Source organism: Neorhizobium alkalisoli, assembly GCF_007829835.1.
Taxonomy (GTDB): Bacteria; Pseudomonadota; Alphaproteobacteria; order Rhizobiales; family Rhizobiaceae; genus Neorhizobium.
On the sequence record NZ_VIWP01000003.1, the window covers coordinates 700,756 to 715,836 of the forward strand.

A 15,081-nucleotide genomic window follows, 5' to 3' on the forward strand; every position below is an offset into this window, starting at 1 on the left:
TATCAAGAAGCCCGGCATTCCCAAGGATGCCGGGCTTTGTTTTTACTAGACCGCCTCCCGCATCAGCGAGCCGCATCACGCCTCTTCCAGCAACTCGAGCATGCCGGAAAGCGCCCGCGTCACATGCCTTCTCGCGTGATGCAGCGCCCAGAACTGCCGCGGTGGCATCTGGAAATTGGCGATATGCAGCCGACCGGAGGTCGAGTGCGCTTCGGCCGCGCGACTGGAAATGACCGTTGCCGAAAGCCCCGCCTCGACAGCTGCCATAGCCGCCTCGTTGGAGGGCATTTCGAGGACGACCGAAAGCATGCCGGCATCGATGCCGAGACTGACGAGATGCGCCTCGAAGGCCGATCGTGTGCCCGACCCCTCCTCACGCATGATCCAGTTGCTTTCGGTCAGATCTTTTGGCGCGATCGGCCTGCCGTCCGCCCAGGCATGCCGGCTTCCGACGACCAGCACCAGACGATCTTCCGCCACCCGGTGACGCGTCAGTCCGTCGAGCGCGATATCGCCCTCGACGACGGCAAGTTCCGCCGCGCCTTCCAGCACCGCCTGGGCGGCGCTTTGCGTATTGCCGACAGTCAGTTTCAGATCCACGCGCGGCAGGCGCTCATGATAACTGACGAGCCGCGACGGCAGCCAGTAGCTCGCGACCGTCTGGCTGGCATGGACACGCAGCACGCCGGACGCAGCGCCGCCGAGATCAGCCAGCACATGTTCGGCAGCACTCGCCCTTTCCAGCACCGCCCTTGCTTCCGGCACGAAGAGCCGGCCTGCCTCGGTCAGCTCGATCCGGCGCCCGACGCGGTTGAAGAGAATGACCCCATGTCTGGCCTCAAGCGCAGAAACGGCAGCACTTACTGCCGACTGGCTGAGATTGAGCGCCTCGGCCGCCCGAGTCACATGCTCGCGCGACGCCACTTCGAGAAAGATCCGCAATTGTTCGAGCGTCACCCCGGATACTCCGTCTTCACGTGAAAGCCTACAGCTGGGAAGTTCAAAGTCCTTGCAGCGGGAAAGACCGCCGGATGCGCGTTGCCGCTCCGCAATTCACGATAGTTTGAGCGCGGATTGTACAATTCATCGCCGCAGCAACTGTTAGCATGCTGTCTCGGCATGCCTGCATCCCCACATTCATATCCGCCGCGACCATTCGGCCGGCTTCCATAGACAACCGATCCGGACCGGAGCCTTATCCGGAACGGAAACGGCAACCATATTTTTGCATCGCGCAGGCGGCGTACCACCCGCGGCCGGCAATCCCATGAGAGATGGCTCGAAACCCACGGAAAGATACAACCCATGACCATGAAACCCCTGATCTGCGCGGCCGCCCTTGGCCTGCTCGTCGCAACCCCGGTATTTGCCCTTGATCCCATTCCCGGCAGCCTCACCTATCAGGGCCAACAGCGGCAACACCTGCAGAAGGCGCCGGTCGGCAGCTCGTTCACCTACGATTTCTCCTATGCCGGCAGCGGTTATACCGAGCGCTATATCGTCCAGCCGGACAGATCCCTGAAACTGGTCGATCGGATCAAGCGCCACGACCATTGATTCGGCGCCGCAACAGCCTCCCTCGACCGCTTCGGCCGCGCGCGCAAAACAATCAATCTGTTTTATCGAACGATATCACCATATTTATCCGTTGGATTTGTTCTTTTGCAAGATCGAGAATGATCTTCGACAAAATGCATGAATGGCGGAACAAAAATGAAGTCGATCGATAGCGACACGCAACAGCGTCTCGGCCTCAATCAGCTTTCAGGCCTGCAGGCAGGCCACCTTCTGCCCGGGCTTCTGCTGACGGGTGCGATTGCCGCCATGGCTTTCGGCCTGCGCGGCCTGACGGGCATCACAGTGCTGAGCCCGCTGATCCTGTCGATCGTCATCGGCATGCTGATCCGCAACATCGCCTCCGTGCCTGCCACTTTCGAGCCCGGCGTCGAGTTTTCCGTCAAGCGCCTGCTGCGCTTCGGTATCGTCCTTCTCGGCCTGCAGGTGACGGTGGCACAGCTGCTGACACTCGGCGGCGCCGGCATCCTGATGGTGGCCCTGACACTCGCCTCGACCTTCATCGCAATCCGGCTGATGGGACGGGTGCTTGGCATAGACCGCGCCCTGACGGATCTGATCGCCGCCGGCACTTCGGTCTGCGGCGCCTCTGCCGTCATCGCGGCAAACACGGTCGTGCGCGGAAAGCAGGAACATGTCGCCTATGCGATTGCCTGCGTTACCCTGTTCGGCACGCTCTCCATGCTGGCCTATCCGCTTCTGGCCGCACCGCTTTCGCTTGATCCACGTGCCTACGGCCTGTGGACCGGCGCCACCATCCATGAAGTCGGCCAGGTGGTGGCGGCCGCTTTCCAGGGCGGCGACCTTGCCGGCCAGTTCGGCACGATCTCCAAGCTGGCACGCGTCGTCATGCTGGCGCCGCTGATCATGATCCTGGCGGTATCGCTGCGCTCCGGTGCTGACACTGCAGGTGGAAAGCGGCTTTCCGCCCCCATGCCCTGGTTCGTCATCGCCTTTGTCGCCATGATGCTGGTCAACAGCGCAGTCACGATCCCCGCCGGCATCAGCCACGGGCTGGCAAACGTCACCAACTTCCTGCTGTCCATGGCCCTCGCCGCTATGGGCCTGCGCACCGATATCGGCAAACTGAAGGCCGAAGGCTGGCGCCCGCTGGCGCTTGGCGCCTTCGGCTGGCTGTTTATCGCGATTTTCGGATTTACGATGCTGAGGCTTTTCGGCTTCTGATCGAAGCCCTCATTAGCGACAACAGCACAGGAACAAAAGGCGGCCTCCTCGCCGCCTTCGTTCCGTACTATGTCGATCCAGACTGCAACCAGCCCGGAGCGCCGTCAGCAGGGCTTCGGGCGCTCTTCCGACGCGACCTCGTCATGCACGGCCTCGTCGTGATACCAGCAGCTTTCGACAACGCTGACGGCAACCTCGTAACGTCCGGCCGGAACGGTCAGACCGCCCTCCATCCGACGCCGTGGCCGGATCGGAAACTCGATAATCTTGGCACTTTCCCGATGAATGTTGATAGCCATTGCATCGCCTCCTTCACTTTCCCGGTGCACACAAACACATAACGGCAGCGTATCTGCATATTTTTTGTGCTTATTGCCTGATTTTACATCATTTTGATGAATCGCGCTAGCCGATATTTCAGCAGGCGATCACAAAGAGCAGCGGCAAAACGCCGGGTTTGCGGGCAGATTGGCTACAAACACAACACAGCCGACATAGTGTCTCTTTTGAAACAGACCCGGATTTCTCCATAAGAATTCACTCATCTATCTGCAAAGCAACAGGTTTCCCCCTCGGGAGAAGCCCGCCGGAATGACTCCCGACTATGACATCTTTCGCCGCAGCCGATATTTTGGAGAAAGAAATTCGCCCGAGGGTACGAAACTGGCACGGTATGTGCGTTAGCTATTTCATCCCCGGGGCGTGGAGCGCTTGCGAGACGAGTTCCGGGATGGCTCACCATGAACTCACGGCCTGAGAGATAAAATATGACCAAGTTTAAGCTCGAGTACATCTGGCTCGACGGTTACACCCCAGTACCGAACCTGCGTGGCAAGACGCAGATCAAGGAATTCGACGTTTTCCCGACGCTCGACCAGCTGCCGCTCTGGGGCTTCGACGGTTCGTCGACCAACCAGGCCGAAGGCCGCTCGTCGGATTGCGTGCTGAAGCCCGTCGCCGTTTACCCGGACCCGGCTCGCACCAACGGCGTTCTCGTCATGTGCGAAGTCATGATGCCGGATGGCGTCACGCCGCATTCCTCGAACACCCGCGCCACCATCCTTGACGATGAAGGCGCCTGGTTCGGCTTCGAGCAGGAATACTTCTTCTACGAAAACGGTCGTCCGCTCGGCTTCCCGGAAACCGGCTACCCGGCTCCGCAGGGTCCGTATTACACGGGCGTTGGCTACTCGAACGTTGGCGCGGTTGCCCGCGAAATCGTCGAAGAGCATCTCGACCAGTGCCTCGCTGCCGGCATCAACCACGAAGGCATCAATGCCGAAGTGGCCAAGGGCCAGTGGGAATTCCAGATTTTCGGCAAGGGCTCCAAGCGCGCCGCCGACCAGATCTGGATGGCTCGCTACCTCCTGCAGCGCCTGACCGAGAAGTACGGCATCGACGTCGAATATCACTGCAAGCCGCTCGGCGACACGGACTGGAACGGTTCGGGCATGCATTGCAACTTCTCGACCAAGTTCATGCGCGAAGTCGGCGGCAAGGAATATTTCGAAGCCCTGATGGCGCAGTTCGAAAAGAACCTGATGGACCACATCAACGTTTACGGTCCGGACAACGACAAGCGCCTGACCGGCAAGCACGAAACCGCTCCGTGGAACAAGTTCTCCTACGGCGTGGCTGACCGTGGCGCCTCGATCCGCGTTCCGCACTCCTTCGTCAACAACGGCTACAAGGGCTACCTTGAAGACCGTCGTCCGAACTCGCAGGGCGACCCCTACGCGATCGCTTCCCAGGTTCTGAAGACGATTTCGGAAGTGTCGACCGAAGGCTACAAGTCGGCTGCGGCCTGATAACGTCCTCCCAAGACGACAAACGAAAACGCCGGCCTCGAGCCGGCGTTTTTGATTCAGGGCTGACTAGAGCGACGATCAGCGCAGCTTGAGCCCATCGAGAAACAGCTGTTCCAGAAACAGCGCCGCATTCTCGAACCGGTTTTCATCGGCCTTTGAGCGGCCAAGCACGGCGCGCACCTGAACGTCGAAATCCGCATAATGCTGGGTGGTCGACCAGATCGAAAAAATCAGATGGTAGGGATCGCATTCGGCGATTTTTCCGGCTTTTGCCCAAGTGCGGATGACTTCAGCTTTTTCGTCCACCAGTTCCTTCAGCGGCCCGGTCAATTCGTCCTCGATATGCGGCGCGCCCTGCAGGATCTCGTTGGCAAACAGCCGGCTCTCGCGCGGAAAATCACGCGCCATTTCAAGCTTCCGGCGGATATAGGAGCGGATTTCCGCCTCCGGGCTGCCCTCGGCATCCATCACCCGCAAGGGCTCAAGCCAGGTGAACAGGACGCGGTCGATCAGCTGCCGGTGCATCGCCTCCTTGGTGCGGAAGTAATAGAGGAGGTTCGGTTTCGACATCCCGGCCGCCTCGGCGATCTGGTCGATCGTCGAACCGCGAAAACCGTTGGACGAAAACACTTCGAGCGCCGCCTCCAGGATAAGCTCTTCCTTCTCCTCCTGAATCCGTGTCCGACGCTGGGTTTTCGCCGCCCTGGGTATCGCCATTCTGTCCTGCCTTGCCTGCCGTTGCGCTTACCCTGCCAACCCACGGAGAAAACGCCCAAGATCAAGGCATATGCCAAGAAAAACGGCGTGTATTTTTCGTGATTTACGTCTTGAGCAGCGCACCGGAAATTGTATGTTTTACCAACCGGTCAAATTATCGGCGACCAGAAAAAGAAACGCAATGCCGATGTCGCAAAGCCTGAAAACAAGGGCTGTGACGGACCGACGGGAACAAGCATGCAGCCATAAAATCCGGCTGCGCAAAACAGGTGAGGATGGAAACATGGTGGCAGCGCCAGGCGAAAACTTGCGCATCAATAGCGACCGTCTCTGGGACATGCTGATGGAGATGGCGAAGATCGGCCCCGGCATTGCCGGCGGCAACAATCGCCAGACCCTGACCGATGCCGATGGCGAGGGGCGACACCTGTTCAAGCGCTGGTGCGAGGCGGAAGGCATGACCGTCGCGACCGACAAGATGGGCACGATGTTCGCCACCTGCGCCGGCACCGATCCGGACGCCCTGCCCGTTTATGTCGGCAGCCATCTCGACACGCAGCCGACCGGCGGCAAATATGACGGCGTTCTCGGCGTTCTCGCCGGGCTCGAAGTCATCCGCTCGATGAACGATCTCGGCGTCAAGACAAAGCACCCGATCGTCGTCACCAACTGGGCCAATGAGGAAGGCGCCCGTTTCGCGCCCGCCATGCTAGCGTCGGGCGTCTTTGCCGGCGTGCATTCTCTCGATTACGCCTACGGGCGAAAGGATCCGGACGGAAAGACCTATGGCGACGAGCTGAAGCGCATCGGCTGGCTCGGCGACGAGGAAGTCGGCGCCCGCAAGATGCATGCCTATTTCGAATACCATATCGAACAGGGCCCGATCCTCGAAGCGGAAGACCGGCAGATCGGCGTCGTCACCCATTGCCAGGGCCTCTGGTGGCTGGAATTTACGCTGACCGGCCGCGAGGCGCATACCGGCTCGACGCCGATGGATATGCGTGTCAATGCCGGCCTCGCCTTCGGCCGTATCCTTGAAATGGTGCAGACGGTGGCAATGGCCGAACAGCCGGGCGCCGTCGCCGGCGTCGGCCAGGCTTTCTTTTCGCCGAATTCCCGCAACGTCCTCCCCGGCAAGGTCGTCTTCACCGTCGACATGCGCACACCGAGCCAGGAAAAGCTCGACCGCATGCGCGCGGCGATCGAAAAAGGCGCGGCCGAAATCTGCGAAACGCTCGGTGTCGGCTGTTCCGTCGAGGCCGTCGGCCATTTCGATCCGGTCACCTTCGACCCGACACTGGTCGGCCGTGTCCGCGCTGCGGCCGAAAAGCTCGGCTACAGCCACATGGACATCATCTCCGGCGCCGGCCACGACGCCTGCTGGGCGGCCAAGGTCGCACCCGCAACGATGATCATGTGCCCCTGTGTCGGTGGCCTGAGCCATAACGAGGCCGAGGAGATTTCAAAAGACTGGGCCGCCGCCGGCTGCGACGTGCTGCTGCATGCCGTGCTGGAAACCGCGGAGATTGTGGCGTGACTTTTTCAGCGCTATATTGCTGGCAAGCAGGATCCATGGAGATCAGTGCATGTCGCCAGCAACCGAAAATCTCGTTCTTGAGCATCTTCGCGCCATCCGCGCGACGGTCGATCGTTTGTCTGAAGATATGCAACACGTTAAAGCCCGTCTGGGAGTGCTTGAGCAACAATACGCCATCATCTCCAATCGGCTCGACCGAATGGATGATCGTATTATCCGCATTGAGAGACGGCTGGAACTCGTCGAAGCCTGAAGATCGAAACAAGGCGAATAGTTCATGTCTCCGGCAACTGAAGATCTGGTTCTCGAACATCTCCGGGCAATGCGGGGAACGCTTGATCGAGTCCAACAGGACGTATCGGATATCAAGAGCCGGCTCGGCATCGTCGAGACGCAAATCGGCGTCCTTACCGCGCAATATGCGGTCATCTCCAACCGCCTCGACCGGATGGATGAGCGTGTGCTGCGCATCGAAAAACGGCTGGAGCTCGCCGAGGCCTGACGGACACGAACAGCGCCTTACCCGCCCTGCGACCATCACCCAGCCTCATGGAGCACGCCCATGAACGTGATGGCCACCCCCTCCCCGGCGCCGGACGCAGACGAACGCCAGCTCCGCATCGATCTCGCCGCCTGCTTCCGCCTTGCCGCCCGCGCCGGCTGGCATGAGGCGGTTGCCAATCATTTCAGCGCAGCGATTTCCGCCGACGGCAAACGTTTCCTCGTCAATCCACGCTGGCGCCATTTCAGCCTGATCCGCGCCAGCGACCTTCTGGCGCTCGATGCCGACGACAAGGAAACGATGGCAAGGCCGGATGCGCCGGATCCTTCCGCCTGGTCGATCCATTCCGCCATCCACCGGCATGTGCCACATGCCCGCGTGGCGCTGCATCTGCACCCGCCTTATGCAACGGCGCTGGCAGGCTTGAAAGATCCGTCGATCAAGCCGATCGATCAGAACACGGCGCGGTATTTCAACCGCATGGCGATCGACCTCTCCTTCGGCGGCATTGCCACGGAAGAATCAGAAGGTGAACGGATCGCCGCAACCATCGGAAATCATTCGACGGTCATGATGGGCAATCACGGCGTCACCGTCGTCGCGCCAACCGTCGCCGAGGCTTTCGACAACATCTATTACCTCGAGCGCGCCGCCCAGACGATGATCCTCGCCTACTCCACCGGCCAGCCACTGTCCGTCATGAGCGACGAGATCGCCGAACAGACGGCCGCCGAATGGGATGCCTATGCGGGGGCCGCCTTTGCCCATTTCGAGGAGATGAAGCGCATCCTCGACCGCGAGGACCCGAGCTACGCCGAATAAGCCGCCACCGCCGCTCAAGGAAAAAGCGGTCGCAGAATGAAAAAACAGTAACGGGAAGAGAGGGAGCACATGTCGAAGGTCATCAAGAACGGAACCGTGGTCACCGCCGACCTCACCTACAAGGCCGACGTGAAGATCGACGGCGGCAGGATCATCGAGATCGGCCCCGACCTTTCCGGCGACGAAGTGCTGGATGCGACCGGCTGTTATGTCATGCCCGGCGGCATCGATCCGCATGTGCATCTCGAAATGCCCTTCATGGGCACCTATTCCGCCGATGACTTTGACAGCGGCACCCGCGCGGCTCTGGCCGGCGGCACGACCATGGTCGTCGATTTCTGCCTGCCCGAACCCGGCCAGTCACTGCTCGACGCGCTGAAGCGCTGGGACAACAAGGCGAGCCGCGCCCATTGCGATTATTCGTTCCACATGGCCGTGACCTGGTGGGGCGAACAGGTTTTCGACGAGATGAAGGCGGTAGTGCGCAATCACGGCATCAACACGTTCAAGCATTTCATGGCCTATAAGGGCTCGCTGATGGTGAACGACGACGAGATGTTCGCCTCCTTCTCCCGCTGCGCCGAGCTTGGCGCTCTGCCCCTCGTTCACGCGGAAAACGGCGATATCGTCGCCGCCATGCAGCAGAAGCTGATGGATGCCGGCAATGACGGCCCCGAAGCCCATGCCTATTCGCGGCCGGCCGAAGTCGAGGGCGAAGCCACCAACCGGGCGATCATCATCGCCGACATGGCCGGCGTGCCGCTTTACGTCGTCCACACATCCTGCGAACAGGCGCATGAGGCAATCCGCCGGGCCCGCCAGAACGGCATGCGGGTTTATGGCGAACCGCTGATACAGCATCTGACGCTCGATGACAGCGAATATGCCAACAAGGATTGGGATCATTCCGCCCGCCGCGTCATGTCGCCCCCGTTCCGTGACAAGCGCCACCAGGACAGCCTTTGGGCCGGCCTTTCCTCCGGTTCACTGCAGGTGGTCGCAACCGACCACTGCGCCTTCACGACGGATCAGAAACGTTATGGCGTCGGTGATTTCCGAAAGATCCCGAACGGCACCGGCGGGCTTGAAGACCGCTTGCCCATGCTCTGGACTTTTGGCGTCGCGACCGGCCGTATCACGATGAACGAATTCGTCGCCGTGACCTCGACCAATATCGCAAAGATCCTCAACTTTTATCCGCGAAAGGGCGCCATCCTTGTCGGCGCCGATGCGGATCTCGTCGTGCTCGATCCGAAGGCGTCGAAAACGATCTCGGCAAAAATCCAGCAATCGGCGATCGATTACAATGTCTTCGAAGGCAGAGAGGTGACCGGCCTGCCGCGCTTCACCCTGTCGCGCGGCAAGGTCGTTTATGCCGATGGCAAAATCCTGTCGAAGGAAGGCGACGGCCAGTTCGTCGCCCGTGAACCGCTCACCGCCCCCGCCAAGGCGCTCTCGACCTGGAAGGAACTGACCGCGCCGCGCAAGGTGGAACGGTCAGGCATTCCGGCAAGCGGGGTTTAAGCGTGAACGACACCCGAGCCGATCGAACGAAGCGGAATTCAGAGCTTCACCAGAGCATCCAGCTCCGGCAGAAGCACGACGCTTTCCTGTTCGTTCGGATCGGTTCGGGCAATGATCGCGCTGGAAGGGCCGTCGGAAGCGTTGGCCGGCAGATGCGGCACGCCGGCCGGGATATACATCATCTCGCCGGCATTGAGGATGACGTGGTTTTCCAGCCGATCGCCATACCAAGTGTGGGCCGCGCCGGAGAGGCAGTAGATCGCCGTTTCGTGCGACTCGTGCAGATGCGCCTTGGCGCGCGCACCGGGCGGCATGGTCAGGAGATGCATGCAGATACCCTTGGCGCCGACGCTCTGCGCCGAGATCCCCTCGAAATAACTCAGCCCTTGCTTTCCGTCATAGGCGGAGCCGGGCTTAACAACGTGGCAGGTGGGTTTCGATGACGCATCCATTGCTGATCTCCTCCGAACAGACTGATCCCGGTCAAACATACCATGGATTGTCTTCCTTACGGGAATGCAACAGCTTTTACGCTCGCTGCTTTCTGGCGCCCATTATCGGGCTGATCGCATTTACCGTCTCGCCCGACGCCCATGCCGCCAAATTTCTCGATGGCGCCTATGGCAGCAAGGAAGGCTGCATCTACGCAAAGACCGGCGATTCCTCCGGCGCAGACGATTTTCTGCTTCTGACGGACGAGCGCGTGACGACATCGGTCTCCGTCTGCGACTTCAAGGGAGCAGCGACCAAGACATCGACCGGCTTCACCATCAAGGCCGAATGTGATGCCGAGGGCGAAAAAGGTCCGGCCGAGACCGCAGCCATCACCAAATCCGCCAAGGGCTATACGGTCAGCTTTCCGGACGGCACGAAACTGGGACCCATGCCTAAATGTCATTGAATGAAAACAGCTTTTCCGTCGTCTCGGCCCAAAAACTGGGCCTGACCTTCGAGACCGGCGACGGACCCGTCCATGCCCTGTCGAATGTCGACCTGGAGGTAAAAAAGGGCGATTTCGTCTCCTTCATCGGCCCGTCCGGCTGCGGCAAGACGACGTTTCTGCGCGTCATCGCCGATCTCGAAAAGGCGACCTCCGGCGATATCCGCGTCAATGGCATGACGCCGGAAGAGGCGCGCAAAGCGCGCTCCTACGGCTACGTCTTCCAGGCACCGGCGCTTTATCCCTGGCGGACGATCGAAAACAATATCGCCCTGCCGCTCGAGATCATGGGGTATACGGCGGCTGACAGGAAGGCGCGCATCGAGCGTACGCTCGACCTCGTCAATCTCTCCGGCTTCGGCAAGAAATACCCCTGGCAACTGTCAGGCGGCATGCAGCAGCGCGCCTCGATCGCCCGCGCGCTGGCCTTCGACGCCGACCTCTTGCTGATGGACGAACCCTTTGGCGCCCTTGACGAGATCGTCCGCGACCACCTGAACGAACAGCTGCTGAAACTCTGGGCGCGGACACAAAAGACCATCTGTTTCGTCACCCACTCCATTCCCGAAGCCGTCTACCTCTCGACCAAGATCGTCGTCATGTCCCCCCGGCCGGGCCGGGTGACCGACGTAATCGAATCGACCCTGCCGAAGGAACGCCCGCTCGAAATCCGCGAAACGCCGGAATTTCTGGCGATCGCCCACCGGGTGCGTGAGGGTTTGCGGGCGGGGCATAGTTATGAGGAATAGAAGTTTGCGCGCCAGCGATACCCCCCTCTGGCCTGCCGGCCATCTCCCCCACAAGGGGGGAGATCCGCTGGAAGCGCCTATTCCGCTCAAATCTCGACATTTGAGATGGCCGCAAGGCCGCCACTTGCCGATCTCCCCCCTTGTGGGGGAGATGCCCGGCAGGGCAGAGGGGGGTGAGCCCCGGATTAGGATATCTCGATGAACCCCGTCTTCCTCCTCTGGCTCGCCGGTGCGATGGCGGTGTTCCTCTCTGCGGCGACGGCGTCGCGCGCCTATATCACCTCCAACAACATCCTCCTCCTCATCCTCTCGCTCTTCCTTTACTGCATCGGCAACCTCATGATGGTGAAGCTGATGCGCGAGGGCGGGCTGGGGCTCGCCATCTCCGCCTCTGCCGTGGCGCAGCTGGTGCTGATCAATGTCATCGCCTTCACCGTCTTCGGCGAACGCCCGAGCACGATGCAGCTCGCAGGCGTCGGGCTTGGCGTCCTCGCCATGGTGCTGATGCTGTTTCCGGTACAGGCGAAAAGCTGATGAGCCACGAAAAGCTATTCCCGCACCGCATCCTGCCCGTCGCGACGATCATGCTGATCATCGTCGCCATCTGGTATGTCGCCGCGATCCTGATGAACGCCCCCTTCCAGCGCGACATGGACCAGCGCGGCAATGTGGTGACCGGTGAGATGGAATTCATCGCAAGGACGCTCGCCCAGCCGAAACCGATCCTGCCGGCGCCGCATCAGGTGGCGCAAAACCTGTTCGACAATACGGTGATGCGCAGCGTCACCTCCAATCGCAGCCTGATCTATCATGGCTGGGTGACGCTTTCCTCCACCATGGTCGGTTTTGCCTTCGGCACGCTGCTAGGCATTCTGATTGCGGTCGGCATCGTGCATGTGAAAGCGCTGGAACGCAGCCTCATGCCCTGGATCATCGCGTCGCAAATGGTGCCGATCCTGGCCGTCGCGCCGATGGTCATCGTCGTACTCGGCGCAATCGGCATCACCGGCCTTCTGCCCAAGGCGGTGATCTCCACCTACCTCTCCTTCTTCCCCGTCGCCGTCGGCATGGTGAAGGGCCTGCGCTCGCCGGAACTGATCCAGCTCGACCTGATGCGCACCTACAATGCCAGCACCGCCCAGACCTTCTGGAAGCTGCGCGTACCGGCCTCCATCCCTTTCCTCTTCACCTCGATGAAGGTCGCGGTCGCGGCAAGCCTTGTCGGCGCGATCGTCGGTGAACTGCCGACCGGCGCCGTTGCCGGTATCGGCTCAAAACTTCTGGCCGGCGCCTATTACAGCCAGACGATCGATATCTGGGCGGCGCTGATTGCCGGTTCGGTTCTGGCGGCCGTGCTGGTTGCGATCGTCGGTATCGTCGCCGGCCTCGTCAACCGCGCCATGGGCGGGAGGCCGGCATGACTGCAATGAACAAGGCCCGCCTGCACTTCTGGTGGCAATCCTGGCAGGGCGCGCTTGCCCTCCTCCTGTCGCTCGCCGCTTTGGCGACGCTCCCGCTACTTGCCGACGCGCCGGAGCCTTACAACCCGATCACGATGTTCTCGGTCTTCCTGCTGACGATTGCAGCCGCGGTCTGCGCGCTCTTGCCGCTGCCCGGCATGCTCGTTGCCATCACGCTTTTCGTCTGCACCCATCTCTCTGCAGCCATGCTGATCGCCGGCCTAGCTGGAAACGAGGGGAAGGCGACCGGCGCGCTTTATATGCTCGTCGCCGCCGACTGGCTGCTTGCCTGGCGCTGCGTCAGCCTGCTCTCTTCCGTCAGGACGCGATCGAAAAGCCTCGACGGGCTGTTGCGCCTGATCATCCCTGCCATTTTCGGCGCCTGGATCCTGATCCTCTGGGAGGTCGCGACCCGCGGTGCCGGCATTCCCTTCATCCTCCTGCCGCCGCCCTCCTCGATCGCCGCCCGCATCGCAACCTCGCTACCGATCCTCTGGGCGGATGTGCAGCAGACGATCTTCAAGGCGGTGCTGGCCGGCTATATCCTCGGCAGCGGCGCCGGTTTCCTCACCGCCATCCTGGCGGACCGTTTCACCTTCCTGCGCCGGGGCCTGATGCCGATCGGCAATCTCATGTCGGCTCTGCCGATCATCGGCGTGGCACCGATCATGGTCATGTGGTTCGGTTTCGACTGGCAGTCCAAGGCCGCCGTCGTCACCGTCATGACCTTTTTCCCGATGCTGGTGAACACGGTGGCTGGCTTGTCCGCCGCAGGCACGATGGAGCGCGACCTGATGCGCTCCTACGCCGCCGATTATCGCCAGACGCTTCTCAAACTACGGCTGCCGGCGGCCATGCCCTTCATCTTCAATGCGCTAAAAATCAACTCGACGCTCGCTTTGATCGGCGCCATCGTCGCGGAGTTTTTCGGCACCCCGATCGTCGGCATGGGCTTTCGTATCTCCACCGAGATCGGCCGCATGAATGTCGACATGGTCTGGGCAGAGATTGCCGTTGCGGCTCTTGCCGGATCGGTTTTTTATGGTGTCGTGGCCCTCGGGGAGAGAGCAACGACGTTCTGGCATCCGTCTAACCGTGGTGGCTAGACGCTGATATCCGCGCCTCAAAAGAGGCGTGGCAACAATAGAGGGAAACGACAATGAAAAAGATGATGAAGGCATTGATGGCATGCGCCATTGCCGGTAGCGCGACGCTTGCCGCAGCCAATGCGATGGCCGCAGACAAGCTGACGCTGCAGCTGAAATGGGTCGCCCAGGGCCAGTTCGGCGGCTATTTCGTCGCCAAGGACAAGGGCTTCTACAAGGAAGAAGGCCTCGACGTCACGATCAAGCCGGGCGGCCCGGACATCGCCCCGGAACAGGTGATTGCAGGCGGCGGCGCCGATGTCATCGTCGACTGGATGGGCGGCGCGCTGGTTGCCCGCGAAAAGGGCGTTCCGCTCGTCAACATCGCCCAGCCCTACCAGAAATCCGGCCTCGAAATGATTTGCCGCAAGGACGGCCCGATCAAGACCGAAGCCGACTTCAAGGGCCATACGCTCGGCGTCTGGTTCTTCGGCAACGAATATCCGTTCTTCGCCTGGATGAACAAGCTCGGTCTCAAGACCGAAGGCGGCAAGGATGGCGTCACGGTTCTCAAGCAGAGCTTTGACGTGCAGCCGCTCGTGCAGAAGCAGGCGGATTGCATCTCGGTCATGACCTATAACGAATACTGGCAGGCGATCGATGCAGGCTTCAAGCCGGCCGACTTGACCGTCTTCAATTACACCGCTCTCGGCAACGACCTGCTCGAAGACGGCCTCTACGTGCTCGACACGAAGCTGAAGGACGAAAAGTTCAAGGCCGACATGGTGAAATTCGTTCGCGCTTCGATGAAGGGCTGGAAATACGCCATGGAACATCCCGATGAAGCCGCCGAGATCGTCATGGACAATGGCGGCCAGGATGAGAACCACCAGAAGCGGATGATGGGCGAAGTCGCAAAGCTGATCGGCAACGGTTCCGGCAAGCTCGACATGGCGACCTACGACCGTACCGTAAAGGCGCTTCTCGACCAGAAGATCATCACCAAGAATCCGGAAGGCGCTTACACGACCGCGATTACGGATGCGGCTGTGAAGTAGGCGTTTGAAACTGGGGCATTGCCCCTCACCCTAGCCCTCTCCCCGCTTGCGGGGAGAGGGGACGTGTCCCGATTGAGCTCCGAGGGTACGGCATATCCCTTCTCCCCGTCAGAACGGGG

At 60.9% G+C, this 15,081-nt stretch carries 18 protein-coding genes; 14 read left to right on the forward strand and 4 right to left on the reverse strand.

Annotated elements, in window-relative coordinates; translation table 11 throughout:
• Nucleotides 1-75 precede the first annotated feature (75 nt).
• On the reverse strand, nt 76-957 hold the full coding sequence (locus FHW37_RS14295; RefSeq protein ID WP_145637589.1) for a LysR substrate-binding domain-containing protein: 882 nt from the start codon (nt 955-957) through the stop codon (nt 76-78).
• A gap of 348 nt (nt 958-1,305) precedes the next feature.
• Between FHW37_RS14295 and FHW37_RS14300 the strand changes: the two genes are divergently transcribed.
• Both FHW37_RS14300 and FHW37_RS14305 read left to right on the forward strand, forming a co-directional pair.
• Nucleotides 1,306-1,557 carry a hypothetical protein gene (locus FHW37_RS14300; protein WP_348642841.1) on the forward strand — a complete coding sequence of 84 codons (252 nt, stop codon included), beginning with the start codon at nt 1,306-1,308 and terminating at the stop codon, nt 1,555-1,557.
• 156 nt (nt 1,558-1,713) lie between these two features.
• Complete coding sequence (locus FHW37_RS14305; RefSeq protein WP_145637591.1) at nt 1,714-2,760, forward strand: YeiH family protein; 1,047 nt, start codon at nt 1,714-1,716, stop codon at nt 2,758-2,760.
• Between the two features lie 104 nt (nt 2,761-2,864).
• On the opposite strand, the gene FHW37_RS14310 is transcribed toward FHW37_RS14305, so the two are convergent.
• Nucleotides 2,865-3,059, reverse strand: a complete 195-nt coding sequence (locus FHW37_RS14310; RefSeq protein ID WP_145637593.1) for a DUF2735 domain-containing protein — start codon at nt 3,057-3,059, stop codon at nt 2,865-2,867.
• A gap of 468 nt (nt 3,060-3,527) precedes the next feature.
• On the opposite strand from FHW37_RS14310, the gene FHW37_RS14315 reads away from it, so the two are divergent.
• Nucleotides 3,528-4,568, forward strand: coding sequence for a glutamine synthetase beta-grasp domain-containing protein (locus FHW37_RS14315; RefSeq protein ID WP_145637595.1), 1,041 nt, complete (start codon nt 3,528-3,530; stop codon nt 4,566-4,568).
• A gap of 78 nt (nt 4,569-4,646) precedes the next feature.
• Here the strand turns inward: FHW37_RS14315 and FHW37_RS14320 are convergent, their stop codons facing one another.
• On the reverse strand, nt 4,647-5,285 hold the full coding sequence (locus tag FHW37_RS14320) for a TetR family transcriptional regulator C-terminal domain-containing protein (protein ID WP_145637596.1): 639 nt from the start codon (nt 5,283-5,285) through the stop codon (nt 4,647-4,649).
• A 286-nt stretch (nt 5,286-5,571) separates the two neighbouring features.
• Between FHW37_RS14320 and FHW37_RS14325 the strand changes: the two genes are divergently transcribed.
• From FHW37_RS14325 to hydA, 5 genes are all read left to right on the forward strand, one after another.
• A complete protein-coding gene (locus FHW37_RS14325) occupies nt 5,572-6,822 on the forward strand; it encodes a Zn-dependent hydrolase (protein ID WP_186458275.1) in 1,251 nt (416 codons plus the stop codon).
• Nucleotides 6,823-6,871: 49 nt separating this feature from the next.
• Nucleotides 6,872-7,075, forward strand: coding sequence for a hypothetical protein (locus FHW37_RS14330; RefSeq protein WP_145637599.1), 204 nt, complete (start codon nt 6,872-6,874; stop codon nt 7,073-7,075).
• Nucleotides 7,076-7,099: 24 nt separating this feature from the next.
• On the forward strand, nt 7,100-7,324 hold the full coding sequence (locus FHW37_RS14335) for a hypothetical protein (protein WP_145637601.1): 225 nt from the start codon (nt 7,100-7,102) through the stop codon (nt 7,322-7,324).
• A gap of 60 nt (nt 7,325-7,384) precedes the next feature.
• Nucleotides 7,385-8,146 (forward strand): class II aldolase and adducin N-terminal domain-containing protein, encoded by a 762-nt coding sequence (locus tag FHW37_RS14340; protein WP_145637603.1) that lies wholly within the window; start codon nt 7,385-7,387, stop codon nt 8,144-8,146.
• A 69-nt stretch (nt 8,147-8,215) separates the two neighbouring features.
• On the forward strand, nt 8,216-9,670 hold the full coding sequence (gene hydA / locus FHW37_RS14345) for a dihydropyrimidinase (RefSeq protein ID WP_145637604.1): 1,455 nt from the start codon (nt 8,216-8,218) through the stop codon (nt 9,668-9,670).
• A 38-nt stretch (nt 9,671-9,708) separates the two neighbouring features.
• On the opposite strand, the gene FHW37_RS14350 is transcribed toward hydA, so the two are convergent.
• Nucleotides 9,709-10,122, reverse strand: a complete 414-nt coding sequence (locus FHW37_RS14350; protein WP_145637606.1) for a cupin domain-containing protein — start codon at nt 10,120-10,122, stop codon at nt 9,709-9,711.
• On the opposite strand from FHW37_RS14350, the gene FHW37_RS14355 reads away from it, so the two are divergent.
• The 6 genes from FHW37_RS14355 to FHW37_RS14385 all read left to right on the forward strand — a co-directional run bounded on the left by FHW37_RS14355 (nt 10,110) and on the right by FHW37_RS14385 (nt 14,962).
• The gene (locus FHW37_RS14355; RefSeq protein ID WP_145637608.1) at nt 10,110-10,571 is read left to right on the forward strand and encodes a hypothetical protein; all 462 of its coding nucleotides are present in this window, start codon (nt 10,110-10,112) and stop codon (nt 10,569-10,571) included. The genes FHW37_RS14350 and FHW37_RS14355 overlap by 13 nt on opposite strands.
• Nucleotides 10,562-11,359: an ABC transporter ATP-binding protein gene (locus FHW37_RS14360; RefSeq protein WP_432442851.1), complete on the forward strand. Its 798-nt coding sequence runs from the start codon at nt 10,562-10,564 to the stop codon at nt 11,357-11,359. Before FHW37_RS14355 ends, FHW37_RS14360 begins: the two co-directional genes overlap by 10 nt.
• 198 nt (nt 11,360-11,557) lie before the next feature.
• Nucleotides 11,558-11,893 (forward strand): hypothetical protein, encoded by a 336-nt coding sequence (locus tag FHW37_RS14370; RefSeq protein ID WP_145637611.1) that lies wholly within the window; start codon nt 11,558-11,560, stop codon nt 11,891-11,893.
• A 50-nt stretch (nt 11,894-11,943) separates the two neighbouring features.
• The gene (locus tag FHW37_RS14375) at nt 11,944-12,780 is read left to right on the forward strand and encodes an ABC transporter permease (RefSeq protein ID WP_432442860.1); all 837 of its coding nucleotides are present in this window, start codon (nt 11,944-11,946) and stop codon (nt 12,778-12,780) included.
• The gene (locus tag FHW37_RS14380) at nt 12,777-13,925 is read left to right on the forward strand and encodes an ABC transporter permease (RefSeq protein ID WP_246690773.1); all 1,149 of its coding nucleotides are present in this window, start codon (nt 12,777-12,779) and stop codon (nt 13,923-13,925) included. Before FHW37_RS14375 ends, FHW37_RS14380 begins: the two co-directional genes overlap by 4 nt.
• A gap of 53 nt (nt 13,926-13,978) precedes the next feature.
• Complete coding sequence (locus tag FHW37_RS14385) at nt 13,979-14,962, forward strand: ABC transporter substrate-binding protein (protein ID WP_145637614.1); 984 nt, start codon at nt 13,979-13,981, stop codon at nt 14,960-14,962.
• Nucleotides 14,963-15,081: the final 119 nt, after the last annotated feature.